At 45.2% G+C, this 12,629-nt stretch carries 15 protein-coding genes; 9 read left to right on the forward strand and 6 right to left on the reverse strand.

What is annotated here, in order from left to right; genetic code table 11:
- Positions 1 to 113 precede the first annotated feature (113 nt).
- The 5 genes from QUB39_RS29570 to QUB39_RS29590 all read left to right on the forward strand — a co-directional run bounded on the left by QUB39_RS29570 (position 114) and on the right by QUB39_RS29590 (position 4,684).
- Positions 114 to 623: a TIGR02652 family protein gene (locus QUB39_RS29570; RefSeq protein ID WP_333058340.1), complete on the forward strand. Its 510-nt coding sequence runs from the start codon at positions 114 to 116 to the stop codon at positions 621 to 623.
- Between the two features lie 176 nt (positions 624 to 799).
- Positions 800 to 1,234: a VOC family protein gene (locus tag QUB39_RS29575; protein ID WP_333397424.1), complete on the forward strand. Its 435-nt coding sequence runs from the start codon at positions 800 to 802 to the stop codon at positions 1,232 to 1,234.
- Between the two features lie 217 nt (positions 1,235 to 1,451).
- Complete coding sequence (locus tag QUB39_RS29580; RefSeq protein ID WP_333397422.1) at positions 1,452 to 3,434, forward strand: heavy metal translocating P-type ATPase; 1,983 nt, start codon at positions 1,452 to 1,454, stop codon at positions 3,432 to 3,434.
- A gap of 70 nt (positions 3,435 to 3,504) precedes the next feature.
- The gene (locus QUB39_RS29585) at positions 3,505 to 4,425 is read left to right on the forward strand and encodes a vitamin K epoxide reductase family protein (RefSeq protein WP_333264349.1); all 921 of its coding nucleotides are present in this window, start codon (positions 3,505 to 3,507) and stop codon (positions 4,423 to 4,425) included.
- Positions 4,426 to 4,483: 58 nt separating this feature from the next.
- On the forward strand, positions 4,484 to 4,684 hold the full coding sequence (locus QUB39_RS29590; protein WP_333212751.1) for a divalent metal cation transporter: 201 nt from the start codon (positions 4,484 to 4,486) through the stop codon (positions 4,682 to 4,684).
- 190 nt (positions 4,685 to 4,874) lie between these two features.
- On the opposite strand, the gene ctpB is transcribed toward QUB39_RS29590, so the two are convergent.
- On the reverse strand, positions 4,875 to 6,194 hold the full coding sequence (ctpB, locus tag QUB39_RS29595; protein ID WP_333212749.1) for a carboxyl-terminal processing protease CtpB: 1,320 nt from the start codon (positions 6,192 to 6,194) through the stop codon (positions 4,875 to 4,877).
- Between the two features lie 196 nt (positions 6,195 to 6,390).
- Between ctpB and QUB39_RS29600 the strand changes: the two genes are divergently transcribed.
- On the forward strand, positions 6,391 to 7,236 hold the full coding sequence (locus QUB39_RS29600; RefSeq protein WP_333212748.1) for a hypothetical protein: 846 nt from the start codon (positions 6,391 to 6,393) through the stop codon (positions 7,234 to 7,236).
- Between the two features lie 178 nt (positions 7,237 to 7,414).
- Here the strand turns inward: QUB39_RS29600 and QUB39_RS29605 are convergent, their stop codons facing one another.
- Positions 7,415 to 7,984 carry a pseudouridine synthase gene (locus QUB39_RS29605; RefSeq protein ID WP_333058335.1) on the reverse strand — a complete coding sequence of 190 codons (570 nt, stop codon included), beginning with the start codon at positions 7,982 to 7,984 and terminating at the stop codon, positions 7,415 to 7,417.
- A 261-nt stretch (positions 7,985 to 8,245) separates the two neighbouring features.
- Here QUB39_RS29605 and wecB point away from each other — a divergent pair, with 261 nt between their 5' ends.
- Positions 8,246 to 9,358 (forward strand): non-hydrolyzing UDP-N-acetylglucosamine 2-epimerase, encoded by a 1,113-nt coding sequence (gene wecB / locus QUB39_RS29610; RefSeq protein WP_333264346.1) that lies wholly within the window; start codon positions 8,246 to 8,248, stop codon positions 9,356 to 9,358.
- 110 nt (positions 9,359 to 9,468) lie between these two features.
- Here wecB and QUB39_RS29615 read toward each other — a convergent pair whose 3' ends face one another.
- The 3 genes from QUB39_RS29615 to QUB39_RS29625 form a co-directional block, all read right to left on the reverse strand.
- The gene (locus QUB39_RS29615; RefSeq protein ID WP_333315295.1) at positions 9,469 to 10,341 is read right to left on the reverse strand and encodes a TPM domain-containing protein; all 873 of its coding nucleotides are present in this window, start codon (positions 10,339 to 10,341) and stop codon (positions 9,469 to 9,471) included.
- A gap of 288 nt (positions 10,342 to 10,629) precedes the next feature.
- On the reverse strand, positions 10,630 to 11,151 hold the full coding sequence (locus QUB39_RS29620) for a hypothetical protein (RefSeq protein ID WP_333058332.1): 522 nt from the start codon (positions 11,149 to 11,151) through the stop codon (positions 10,630 to 10,632).
- A gap of 8 nt (positions 11,152 to 11,159) precedes the next feature.
- The gene (locus tag QUB39_RS29625; RefSeq protein ID WP_333058331.1) at positions 11,160 to 11,657 is read right to left on the reverse strand and encodes a TIGR00725 family protein; all 498 of its coding nucleotides are present in this window, start codon (positions 11,655 to 11,657) and stop codon (positions 11,160 to 11,162) included.
- A gap of 210 nt (positions 11,658 to 11,867) precedes the next feature.
- Here QUB39_RS29625 and QUB39_RS29630 point away from each other — a divergent pair, with 210 nt between their 5' ends.
- Together QUB39_RS29630 and QUB39_RS29635 are read left to right on the forward strand one after the other, a co-directional pair.
- Positions 11,868 to 12,044, forward strand: coding sequence for a toxin-antitoxin system, antitoxin component, Xre family protein (locus tag QUB39_RS29630; protein WP_333212743.1), 177 nt, complete (start codon positions 11,868 to 11,870; stop codon positions 12,042 to 12,044).
- Positions 12,031 to 12,375, forward strand: coding sequence for a type II toxin-antitoxin system PemK/MazF family toxin (locus QUB39_RS29635; RefSeq protein WP_333058329.1), 345 nt, complete (start codon positions 12,031 to 12,033; stop codon positions 12,373 to 12,375). Before QUB39_RS29630 ends, QUB39_RS29635 begins: the two co-directional genes overlap by 14 nt.
- Before the next feature lie 23 nt (positions 12,376 to 12,398).
- Here the strand turns inward: QUB39_RS29635 and QUB39_RS29640 are convergent.
- Positions 12,399 to 12,629 (reverse strand): hypothetical protein (locus QUB39_RS29640; protein WP_333240933.1); only part of this gene is annotated, 231 nt, incomplete at its 5' end.

Consider the following 12,629-nt stretch of genomic DNA (forward strand, 5'->3'; position numbering starts at 1 on the left):
GGAGCGGAATGAAGCGAAAGTTTCACGTTCCGTTCTGAAGGAGAGGTAGGGGTAGAAATGCCCCTATCGACTCTAACCACTTTTGCAGAGAAAATATGCTGGGACGCAAATAAATGATTGAAGTTGCCTTGCAATACCCGATGTTTGGCCCGGAAATTCAGTGTCCCCACTGTCGCCAAACAATTCCGGCTCTAACGCTAACGGATACCTATTTGTGTCCGCGTCACGGGGCATTTGAGGCAGATCCAAAAACGGGGGAACTGGTTCACCTTCAGTCTGGGCGGCACTGGCGCCGCTGGGAGAATGAATGGTATCGCCAGCACACGCACCCGGACGGGATTCGGTTTGAAATTCACGAAGCGCTCGATCGACTGTATACTCAAGGCTACCGAGCAACTCGCGTGATCGTTGCCCAACGCTATCGGGACTTAATCAGCGCTTATTTGGAACGCAGCACGCCTTGGCGGGGTCAGGCGGAATCGCCGCGGCCGAGGCTGTACGGTTTGCCTGTGGATTTTAGCCCCGATCCCCAAGAGGACCCTTGCTGGGAAGTGATTAATTTTGATTTGGAAAAAGAGCCGGGAGTTCCGATTAGATATCCCTATTTTCGGTTGTTTGAATAGTTATTAGTCATTAGTCATTAGTCATTAGTCATTAGTTATTAGTCATTAGTTAGTTCTTATTCCTAATGCCCAATGCCCAATGCCCAATGCCCAATGCCCAATTCCCAATTCCCAATTCCCAATTCCCAATTCCCAATTCCCCAATCTAAAATCTAAAATCTAAAATCTAAAATCGAATGCACCACGCCTCGATTCGCACTGCTAACATTCACCGGGCGATCGCCTTTTACGAACAGTTGGGATTTACTGTGAGCGATCGCTTTACCACAGGTTACACCCTAGCCTGTTGGATGGAAGGTCTCAATGGACGCATCGAACTAATTCAAATCCCGGAACCAAAACCCGCACCGGATGCTTTCGGAGACGAGCATTATGTTGGATATTATCATTTATCTTTCGATTTAACTGAGGCGACAACTGACTTGCCTAGCTGGTTGCAGTCTCTGAAAGAACGGTTTGACGAAGCTGCTTCATACCAACCAAACCAGTTTCAAGCTTTGAAAGTTTTATTAGAACCGACTCAACAGGCGATCGGGCCAAATGTTTACGAAGTAGCTTTTATTGCCGATACAGACGGTTTGCCTTTAGAATTTATCCGGCGGCTTAATTAGTTAATCACTAACGACTATGGATAATCATTCTCTCTCTCAATCGGAAACTGAGAATAGTTATTACTCTTAATCCCTCATAACGTTCCCTACCAACTTAACAAGATTTTTATAAAATCTACTAGATTTTGAGTTAAAAATCTAGTAGATTTTATTTTTGACTCTATAATATGAATATCTGTTCATACTATAATCTGTTATAAAAAACCTAGGAAAAACCATGCAAAAAGCCAAATCGAGCGATTCCGGCTGCTGTAGTTGCAGTCACGACGACGACAATCGCAGCCATGAGAATCATCACCACGACGACCACGGCCACGGCCACGACCACGGAGATTTTAACCTCAAGCAAGAATTGCTTCCTGTGATATTGGTTGTTGTACTGTTTATCGGCGGTTTAATTTTTGAAGAAAAACTGCACAACACGCCCTATTCTATAGGTGAATATCTGGTTTTTATCCCAGCCTATCTTTTAAGCGGATGGAATGTTTTAACCAGTGCGGGTCGCAATATTCTGCGAGGTCGATTTTTTGATGAAAATTTCTTAATGACTATAGCAACACTCGGCGCTGTAGCTATTCACAAACTCCCTGAAGCAGTCGGGGTGATGTTGTTTTTCAAAATCGGAGAACTTTTTCAAGAATTTGCCGTTGGGCGATCGCGTCAATCGATCCGATCGCTTTTAGAAATTCGCCCAGACAGCGCCAACCTCAAGGCAAATGGCGAAATCAAAAAAGTTGCACCAGAAACAGTAGCTGTCGGCGATATCATCCTTGTCAAACCGGGAGAAAAAATTCCCTTAGACGGTGAAATTATAGACGGCAATTCTCAGATTGACACGTCTGCGCTAACTGGAGAATCAGTACCTCGAACCGTGAAAGCTGGAGAAACAGTTTTAGCAGGAACAATTAACCAGACAGGAGTTCTCACCCTCAAAGTTACCAAACTCTTCGGTGAATCTTCAATCTCCCGAATTCTGGAATTAGTAGAAAATGCCAGAAGCAAAAAAGCTGAAACTGAGAAATTTATCACCAAATTTGCCAGTTACTACACGCCTTTTGTAGTATTTGCATCGCTAGCAGTGGCTCTAATTCCCCCTTTGTTCATTTCAGAAGCAACGAATGCAGACAGATTTTTATGGGTTTACCGCGCCCTAGTCTTGTTAGTTATTTCCTGCCCTTGCGGATTGGTGATTAGCATTCCTCTCGGATACTTTGGGGGAATTGGCGGTGCAGCCAAGGGCGGTATTTTGGTTAAAGGCTCGACTTTTCTCGATACCCTGACAGCAGTCAAGACAGTTGTTTTGGACAAAACAGGAACTTTGACAAAAGGAGTTTTTAAAGTAGCACAAATTGTGCCTAAAAATGGTTTTCACCAAACAGAGTTAATGGCAATAGCGGCTAAAGTAGAATCTCAATCCAATCACCCAGTAGCGAAATCTATTCTGGAAGCTTACGGCGGAAAGATAGATTCATCGGATGTGAAAGATTACGAAGAAATAGCGGGACACGGCATTCGAGCAAAAGTAAATAATCAAATTGTGCTTGCGGGAAATGACCGTTTGCTACACCGAGAAAATATCCCTCACGATGTCTGCAATGCTGAAGGTACTGTCGTCCATTTAGCGGTAGACAACCGCTACGCTGGCTACATTTTAATTGCTGACGAGCTTAAGGAAGACGCAGTACAGGCTATTGGCGACCTCAAAAAATTAGGTGTTGAGCGAATCGTGATGCTAACAGGAGATAATCAAGCTGTAGCCGATAGTGTTGCGAGAAAGCTCGGTTTAGATTCCTACTTAGCCGAGTTATTACCCGAAGGAAAAGTAGAGGCGATCGAAAAACTGATCGGTCAATCTAAAAAAGGCGATAAAATTGTCTTTGTTGGAGACGGAATTAATGATGCACCAGTGCTTGCTAGGGCTGATGTGGGCATAGCGATGGGGGGTTTGGGTTCGGATGCAGCGATCGAAACTGCCGATGTTGTGATTATGGCAGATGCACCGTCCAAGGTGGCTGAAGCCATCCAAATTGCCCGAAAAACTCACAATATTGTTTGGCAAAATATCATTTTTGCCATGTTAGTCAAAGGCATATTTATTGCTTTTGGTGCTTTTGGGTTAGCTACAATGTGGGAGGCAGTTTTTGCCGATGTTGGGGTGGCTTTAGCAGCTATTTTCAATGCGACTAGAGTTTTGAAATAGAGTGTTCGCAGGGCGGGCATTGCCCACCTTACCCCACAATTGAAACATACATTTTGAGGTCAAAAATACTATGCGTCGTCAACGTTCTCAGCCCTGGATTCACCGCTATTCTCGTCCCATCACGGCAGGAATTGCCTCAATAGGGGCTGCGATCACTGCTTATCTAACAGTGGTCAAGTTATCCAACGGAACAGCAGTTTGTCCGATCGAAGGCTGCGATATCGTGCTTTCGAGTCCCTATGCCTATGTCTTTGGTTTGCCTCTTTCTTTGTTCGGTTTTTTGGGCTATTTGAGCATGATAGTTTTTGCCGTAGCTCCCCTACTTGTTAATCCTGCAGAACAGAAGAGTCTCCGCTCTAAGTTAGAGTCTTGGACGGGACTATTTCTATTTGCTGGTAGCACAGCTATGACGATTTTCAGCGGCTATCTGATGTATGTACTGGCTGTTGATATCAAAGCAGCTTGTATTTACTGTATTGCGTCTGCTTTGTTTGCAACTAGCTTGTTTGTCTTAGCATTAATCGGTCGCGAATGGGATGATATCGGGCAACTATTTTTTATAGGAATTCTGGTGTCTATGTTAGTGCTGATTTCCTCTCTCGCTCTTTATGCCGATGTCAATAATCTCGGTACAGCTAAGGAAACAAGTATGAATACCACAACATCTTCTGGTACTTCAGAAATTGCTTTAGCCCAACATTTAAAAAGAGTGGGAGCTAAAATGTACAGCTCTTTTACCTGCGATCACTGTCAGATGCAGAAGGAAAGTTTTGGGAAAGAAGCGGCTCGCATTCTCAATTATATCGAGTGCAATCCCCAAGGGAAAAATGCTCGCCCCGATCTTTGCGAAGCTGCCAAGATTCAGGGTACTCCTACTTGGGAAATTAATGGTAAGTTTTACCCAGGGCAAAAATCTTTGCAGGAGTTAGCTGATTTATCAGGTTATCAGGGAACTCGCGAATTTAAAAACCTCTCAAATCAGGAACGTTGACAAGAGTGATTTTTGGCGATCGACCTAATCATAGTCGATCGCACGCATCTCGGTTAATTTGCTGGTTTTCAGTCAAGTGATTCTCAGTTTGCAATTACCCTTTGCAGTAATTCCCTTGGTAATGTTTACCTCGAACCAGCGCTTAATGGGAGAGTTTGTGAATCCATTTTGGCTGAAAGCGGTAGCTTGGTTAGTGGCTAGTATTATAGTAGGATTAAATATAGCCTTTCTCAGAAAGATGAGGTACTCATGGGCATAGGGCATAGGGCATAGGGCATAGGGCATAGGGCATAGGACATAGCGAATACCTCACTTTTTTGAGAACCGCTATAGTTGGCTGTTATTACAAACCATTTTCTAGCAATTTGAGACTAAATTAAACTACAAAAACAAAACCCGCCGGTGCGGGTTTCATCTTAAAGCTAATTGTTAATAAGTGCTAATTTCAACTACTTCTGAGGAACAAGAGCTTCATTACCAGCAACGGGACGGGGAGACGAAGCGGTAGTTCGCAAAAGTACGATCGCCTGCGCGTAGCAAGGATCGTCCTGAGTCGCAACCAACATCGGTTTGTTAGCTAATTTCAACTTTTGTTCGTCGGTGACTTCCACCTTAACATCGGGAGTAACCCCCTTCTGGCTGATATCCGTACCGTTGGGAGTATAGTAGTGAGCGATCGTCACCGCCAATCCCGAACCATCAGCCAAAGAATGCACCGACTGCACCAAAGCTTTGCCAAAAGTTTGGCCGCCGATCACAGTTGCGCGCTTATTATCCTTCAGAGCACCGGCCAAAATCTCGCTGGCGCTGGCCGAGTTGTCGTCCACGAGCACCACCAAAGGCTTGTCAGTGAGCGCAGTGCGATTTGCCTTCATTTCCTGAGAATCGCCCGTGCGATCGACTGTGCGGACGATCGCCCCTGTATCCATCCACATCCGAGCGATATCAATACTCACTCGCAGCAACCCGCCGGGATTCCCCCGCAAATCCAACACAAAAGCGTCAGCTTTCTGAGCCGTGAGCTTTTTAATCGCCGCCTGCATTTGTTCGCCCGCGTGGGAGCTAAACTCTTGTAAACGGATGTAACCGACATTCTGACCGCCTTCATTCTTGAGGCTGTAGCGAACCGCTGCTACCTCAATTCTCGCCCTAGTCAGAGTGATGTCAAATTCACTTTTGCCCTCACGAGCAATCCGCAGCGTGACTTTCGTGCCTTCATCGCCCCGAATTATCTGAGCCGCATCCGAGACAGTCATGCCTTTGGTAGTTTTGCCGTCAATCACCAAAATCGTATCGCCCGCTAGAATCCCTGCCTTCAGGGCCGGGGAATTTTCCATCGGCTCGACTACCCTAATCGCTTTCGTTTTCTCGTCTTCTTCCAGCCTCATCCCCACCCCTGTCAGTTCCCCAGAGGTTTGATTCGTCAGCGCTTCGTACTGCTTCGGGTCCATGAAGCGGGTGTAGGGGTCGTTTAATTTCTCTAGGGCTTTGCGGAGGGCCGTGTAGGCAGCTTCGCGAGAGGTATAATTTTTGCTCAGCAGTTCTTGGCGGGTTACTTGCCAGTCAATCTTGTTAAAGCTGCCATCAACATAGTCTCGGTTCACAATTTGCCAAGCTTCATCTAAGACAGCTTTGGGGCTATCTTGAAGTTCGGCGCGGACTGATTGGCTCAGGCCGGGAACGAGTAAAGATATCGAAGCGGTTGTTGCCATCGCCCCACTGAACAGGGCTGCCTGTAACTTAGAAAAGCGTTTGCGGGCTTGATTCATTGAATTTGGCTCAATTCGATTTTAGATTTTTGATTTGAGATTTTATATTGCTAAAAAATCTCACACTACTACTTAAACTATTGTGTGGAGGCTCCACCATCCCTTTGGACAGTCTAACGAGATTCATAGTCGATCGCCAACCAATTATTACTCTCTTTCAATAAACTTAATTTAAAACTTGGATTTATAAAGTGCCGTGGAAGCTAAAATCGAACAATTTTCGCGTAAGTGGTTGAGCCTGCTCCTTAATGGAGTTATTGGTCTAGCAGCGCTGGCGGGGGTCGTCGCCATGCAGTCTAGCGGGCAGTTAGGCGGAATGTCCCCAGTTGGCGTTCAGGGGCAAAACCCGCCCTCTGGAATATCCGCTGCCAGTTTCAAGCGAGCCGCACAGCAAGAAGCGCAGCAAGAAGCCCTGCGGCTGAGAATGCTCAAAACTATCCCTAGTTTTGGATTTGATAATTTAATTGCAGATTGGACATTTCTCAAATTTTTGCAGTATTTTGGCGACGACGAAGCGCGAGATGTGACGGGCTACAATCTGAGCCAAGATTATTTTGACATAGTTACGCAGCGCGACCCGCGGTGGGCTGACATCTACCTGTTTCTCTCCACAGCTATTTCTTTTTATCAAGGAAACCCTGAAACTGCTGTTAACTTTATAGAGCGTGGTACTAGGGCCCTTGCCCTTTCGCCCCAACTTCATTCCCAATCGTGGATAGTGTGGCGAACGAAAGGTATTGATGAGTTGCTGCTGTTGGGGGATATTCCCGAGTCAATTCGCTCCCACGAAATGGCCGCTGATTGGGTGGAAGGAACCCCAGAAGGAGCTTCATTGGCGCCGAGGTTTCGAGCAACTGCTGAGTTTTTGCGCCGAGATCCCGATAGCGTGCCGGTGCGGTTTACTGCTTGGAGCACGGTTTATGCTCAAACAACTGATAAGTTGGTGCGTCAAAGGGCGAGACAAGCTCTTGTCAAGTTGGGAGCTCAGGTGCAAAAAGATCGGGATGGAAACGAGAGTTTTATTTTGCCCCCTCGAAAGTAAGCAGAAGGAAGAAGGAAGTTCGGCAACGGATTGTGTAACGGATGTAACGGATGTAACGGATATCAGGAAGTCGGAAGAAGGAAGAAGGGAAATGCAGTCGCAGTCATAGTTTCAGATATCAAGAATGTCCTAAATGTCAAGGCGGTTGACTGTAATTCCCCAATCTAAAATCCAAAATCTAAAATCTAAAATCGGCTTGAGTTAATTCGCGCCATTCACCGGGTTTGAGGCCTTCCAGACGCAAATGCCCGATCGCACATCTGACCAGCCGCAGCGTCGGAAACCCTACTGCTGCGGTCATCCGGCGCACTTGACGGTTGCGGCCTTCTGTCAGAGTCATTTCCAGCCAAGCTGTCGGCACGTTTTTGCGAAATCGAATCGGCGGTTCGCGGGGCGGCAAAGCGGGTTCTTCTAACAATAATTGCACTTTTGCCGATCGAGTCCGATAATCTTGAATTGTGACACCTGTCTGCAAAGCAGCGATCGCACCTGTATCAGGAATTCGTTCCACCTGCACCCAGTAAGTGCGGGGGTGAGCGAATTTCGGGTCACTGAGGCGGTGCTGCATTTGTCCATCATCGGTTAGCAGCAACAAACCTTCACTATCGCGATCGAGCCTTCCTACTGCATAAATGTTAGGAATAGGAATATAATCTTTCAGGGTTCTGCGTTTAACTTCCCCTGAATTGTCAGTGAATTGAGTTAAAACATCATAGGGTTTGTAAAATAGAATGTAACGATAGGGCATAAGCAATTAACAAAAATGTACTAATATCAATAATCCTGTAGGGGCGGGTTTCACCGACAATAATTGGCTAAAACTCACAATCTCAAAAACCCGCCCCCACCCAACGTCAAACCACTTTCTATCTCTCTTCTCTCCCTCCTCTGCGCCCTCTGCGCCCTCTGCGGTTCATAAAAAAATAAATCTTGTTAACCAAAGATTCAAACCAGCTCTAAAATCTTCAGCCTTTAAGAGCCTCGCAAATCTCAACTACCCAATTTTACCATGCCCGAAGCCACACACCGCGTTTGCATCGTCTTAGGAACTCGCCCGGAAGCGATTAAACTAGCCCCAGTAATTCAACTGTTCAAAAATTCGCCAACCTTTGACACCCAAGTAATTTTAACCGGTCAGCACCGAGAAATGGTCGAGCAAGTAATGCGAATGTTCGATCTAAAAGCCGATCGGGATTTAGCAATTATGCAGCACCAGCAAACCTTGACGGATATTACATCCCGGAGTTTGCAGGGTTTGGAAGCCTTGTTTAAAGAATTGCAGCCCCAAATCGTGTTAGTACAGGGCGATACAACCACAGCGTTTGCCGCTGCTTTAGCTGCATTTTACCAGAAAATACCCGTAGGTCACGTAGAAGCGGGATTGCGGACAGACGACGTGTTCAATCCTTACCCCGAAGAGGCTAACCGACGGTTGATATCTCAGCTCACACGGCTGCATTTTGCCCCGACAGAGCTGGCTCAAGAGAATTTAGGGCGATCGGGCGTTTTGGGAGAAATTCACCGTACAGGCAACACAGTAATCGATGCCTTGCTTTCTGTCGCCAAACGCCAACCAGAATGCAACATTCCCAATTTAGATTGGAGCAAATATCGCACTATCTTAGCAACAGTTCACCGCCGCGAAAATTGGGGAGAACCATTAGCAGGAATTGCGCGGGCATTTCTCCAAATCTTAGATAAGTTTCCCGATACAGCCTTGCTCTTACCTCTACACCGAAATCCCACAGTCAGAGAACCTTTAAAAGCTCTTTTGGGCGACCATCCGAGAGTCTTTTTAACTGAACCTTTAGATTACGCAGAATTAGTAGGAGCAATTCAGAGATGTCATTTAATTTTAACTGATTCCGGCGGCTTGCAAGAAGAAGCACCTAGTTTGGGCAAACCAGTTTTAGTATTACGAGAAACCACAGAAAGACCAGAAGCAATTTCTGCAGGTACTGCTAAACTCGTTGGTACTAATTCTGATATAATTACAGCAGCAGCGGCAGAATTGCTGAGCAATGCGGAAGCATACAACGCAATGGCAATGGCAATTAATCCCTTTGGGGACGGTTTGGCCGCCTCGCGGATTTTGAAAATTGTTGAAGAGTATTTTAGCTAGCTACTCCATCGCGAGTTTGGCGGTTGAAAGCGCAACTATACAAACTTTCTTACCCGCAGAGGGGGACTAATTCCTGCTAAAAAAACTCGGTTTCTACCTCGCTTCCCGAATTACCAATCCCCACCGCCACCCCCACCACTAGACTCGCCCCCGCCAAAGCTACCCCCGGAGTCGCTACTGCTATAGTCACTGCGGTTATTGCCCTGATAACGGCTGCGGGAGGGGAAAGGAGATTTCCCAGAAAATAAGCTGCCAAATATCCTGAAGATAATGAAGCAAGGTATAAATGCTATGAATAAGAACCCAAGTAAGTCATAGATTGAATTCGATGAATCTTCACCTGTGGAGGTACTATTGCTAATAACTGGCGATTGACTAGGTGTTGGTGACGGTTTCACCCCTTGAGATGGTACGATTGGAGCCAAAGGTAGCGTGGTTTGAGATTGAGCATTTACCGTCGGAGTTTGTAAAACATTTACTAACGCCTTTGTCCCGGCTAATGTACCCCCGTCAAAGTCCTGCTGTTTAAATCGGGGCGTAATTTCGGCTTGAATAATGCCCACTGCTTTAGCATCCGGCAAAATGCTTTGAATGCCAGAACCTGTTTCAATTTGAACGCGGCGTTCCCCCGAAGAAATCAACAATAAAACTCCGTTATTTTTACCTTTCTTGCCAATACCCCAAAATTTAAATAGTTCTGTAGCAAATGCTTTTGGTGTCGCCGATGGTTTAGTACCAGTCACTGTCACAACAGCGATTTCTGAGCCATTTTTCGCCTCTAAATCCGAAATCATTTGATTTAGCTGAGTTTCGGTGCTGTTGCTGAGAATGTTTGCCTTGTCCGTTACCCAAGTGTTATTTACTTGACGGGGATTCGGTACTTCTTGTACTGTTATAGCTTGGCTTGTTAGGGGAAATGCAATTGCCGAAAAGCACAGCAAACTGCTCCAGATTATTTGTTTATTGCTAAATTGTAACTGCATCGCTTCAGTCTCCTGAATAACTGCTAGTCTGAAATTGACATATATCTGTCCGCCTAATTACCATTAAATAACCAGCTCGCTGTGATGTCAATTCAGATTATTCAGAAGTTGGATTCATAAAAATCATAATTTTAGGTGCGCCGTGGGTACCCTACATTTATACTCTTGCACGCACGGGTGGCGAGAAACCGGGTTTTTTACCAAAATAATTGCTGAAAACAGTCAATCTCGGTTCAAAAACCCGGTTTCTTAGTGGGCGAGTGCAAGTGTGAACTAATTTAGATATTTTTAAGGAGAGGGAACCGGTGGCAGAAAATTGCTGCTGCCTTTATAACCGGATAAAATAGCCAGTTTTTCCAAAGATTGCCGCCCCGTGTAATATTTCCCCCGAATTTCCCAAGTGGGATAAGCTTTAATATTGGCAGCTTTGCACAAATCCGGTTGAGCATCTTTGCCTCTGGGATCGCACTCAATGTAAGTAATTGCGGTAAATGCTTCTTTGCCGAAAAGTTCTTGTTGCGTGTGACAGTGAGGACACCAGTAAGCACCGTACATTCTAGCTTTGATGGTCTGCAAATGGGTTGCTAAAGCTATTTGATCCGGCACGGATTCGCTGCGAATAGGTGGCGCTTCTTGTTCGGTAACAGGCTGTGCGAAAGGGGGAGGAGGAGGGAGGGTTTGTGCTAATTTTTGAGTGGATTTGTTGTTGAAACTGAACTGTGCAATTCTTCCGTCTGCTTTGGTACTGACGAAAATCCCCAAAGTCAGGAAAATGCCGATCGCACAAAAGTTGAATTTGCTTACTCTCATCTTGGATTTCATCTTGAATTTGCTAGGATTTCGCGAGCTTGATTCATAGCCTCTACAGCATTGTTTACCACAAAGATGTTAAATTGTGCTAAACATTTAAAAAAAACTTGACTTTCGGCGCTGTGATTTAACAATATAACTTGTTTGTTAGCTTTGAGGGCGAGGGCGATTTCCGAAGCAGTGCCCGTGCCCGTACCGCAGGCAATTATTACATCTGAAGAAAGAACGTTAATGTTATTTCTGGCGTTTCCCATATCGGTGACGATCGCAATATCTACAGATTCAGAAATGCCGCGAGTGTCATTCCCCGGAAGGATGCCGACTGTTAAACCGTTAGCTGATTTTGCTCCTTTGTTGGCGGCATCCATGACGCCGACATTTCTGCCGCCAGTTAGCAATATCCACCCTGCTTCGGCGATGAGTTGCCCGAGTTGATAGGCGTTTTCTAAGTCAGTTGATGCGGCACTTTCGCCGGGGCCCATGATGCCAATGATGATTTTTTTCATAGTTTATCGGTGAATATGGCGTTATTAATACTTGCTAGTTTTTTTGCACTATCTACGAATGTATGTTATCATAAAAATAGTGGTAACTCTAAACAGTTTGTGAGCCAAATAACTTCAGGGAGTTTCCTAGTATTTTTACAATATATGCTGATTTAACATTAAGAAGTGAGAGATAACATGAGTGTCGCCCCAAACCAGGAAACAAAGCTGATGGAAAAAATCCGTAGTTTACCGCCCGATAAAATTACGGTATTAGAAGATTTTATCGATTTCCTTTTAACGCGAAGTGAAGATCGTCTTCTCGTTTATACTGCAACTAAACTCTCAGAAGCAGCTTTTGCTAAAATTTGGGATAACCCAGAGGACGCGGAGTATGACGAGTTATAATTTTGGTGACGTGGTTTTAGTTCCGTTTCCTTTTACAGATCAAACTACCACTAAAAAACGTCCAGCAGTTGTTATTAGTTCTGACGTTTATAATGCAGAATATCCCGATCGCATTCTTATGGGTATAACTAGCCAAGTTAGCATTAGCCCAAAAGTCTGTGATATTATCATCACAGATTGGCGATCGGCTGGGCTTTTAAAAGCTTTTATGATTAAGCCAGTTATTACGACAATTGAGATGCAACTGATTCTCAAAAAATTGGGAAGGCTTCAAGATGTAGATATCCAGTCTTTGAAAGAGGGATTGATTGGAATTATAGGGGAGAAGTGAGCGAGATCCTTTCTGAATTGTCCTTAGAAAGGGCGATCGATCGGGAGCATCTCATATTGGTAAAAACACTTCTTCTGGCTCCTTCCTTCTTCCTCTTTCCTTCTGCCTACTCCCTCAAAACTTAGATTTCTACTTTGGCTGCAAAAGTGAGATGCTCCCGATCGCTCTTCCGCATTTTCCGAAAAATAGCAGGGTGGATTAATTGTCCCCAAGTAAATTATAATAGTCGAGCGCGATCGGACGATCGTCCGATC

Origin of the sequence: Microcoleus sp. AT8-B5, from assembly GCF_036705565.1 — a bacterium.
Taxonomy (GTDB): Bacteria; Cyanobacteriota; Cyanobacteriia; order Cyanobacteriales; family Microcoleaceae; genus Microcoleus.

What these genes read in the sequence shown, in the direction of transcription:
- QUB39_RS29585 (WP_333264349.1), top strand. Translation starts at nt 3,505, where the DNA reads ATGCGTCGTCAACGTTCTCAGCCCTGGATTCACCGCTATTCTCGTCCC.
- QUB39_RS29625 (WP_333058331.1), bottom strand. Translation starts at nt 11,657, where the DNA reads ATGAAAAAAATCATCATTGGCATCATGGGCCCCGGCGAAAGTGCCGCA.
- ctpB (WP_333212749.1), bottom strand. Translation starts at nt 6,194, where the DNA reads ATGAATCAAGCCCGCAAACGCTTTTCTAAGTTACAGGCAGCCCTGTTC.
- QUB39_RS29580 (WP_333397422.1), top strand. Translation starts at nt 1,452, where the DNA reads ATGCAAAAAGCCAAATCGAGCGATTCCGGCTGCTGTAGTTGCAGTCAC.
- QUB39_RS29635 (WP_333058329.1), top strand. Translation starts at nt 12,031, where the DNA reads ATGACGAGTTATAATTTTGGTGACGTGGTTTTAGTTCCGTTTCCTTTT.
- QUB39_RS29630 (WP_333212743.1), top strand. Translation starts at nt 11,868, where the DNA reads ATGGAAAAAATCCGTAGTTTACCGCCCGATAAAATTACGGTATTAGAA.
- QUB39_RS29575 (WP_333397424.1), top strand. Translation starts at nt 800, where the DNA reads ATGCACCACGCCTCGATTCGCACTGCTAACATTCACCGGGCGATCGCC.
- QUB39_RS29620 (WP_333058332.1), bottom strand. Translation starts at nt 11,151, where the DNA reads ATGAGAGTAAGCAAATTCAACTTTTGTGCGATCGGCATTTTCCTGACT.
- QUB39_RS29605 (WP_333058335.1), bottom strand. Translation starts at nt 7,984, where the DNA reads ATGCCCTATCGTTACATTCTATTTTACAAACCCTATGATGTTTTAACT.
- wecB (WP_333264346.1), top strand. Translation starts at nt 8,246, where the DNA reads ATGCCCGAAGCCACACACCGCGTTTGCATCGTCTTAGGAACTCGCCCG.
- QUB39_RS29615 (WP_333315295.1), bottom strand. Translation starts at nt 10,341, where the DNA reads ATGCAGTTACAATTTAGCAATAAACAAATAATCTGGAGCAGTTTGCTG.
- QUB39_RS29570 (WP_333058340.1), top strand. Translation starts at nt 114, where the DNA reads ATGATTGAAGTTGCCTTGCAATACCCGATGTTTGGCCCGGAAATTCAG.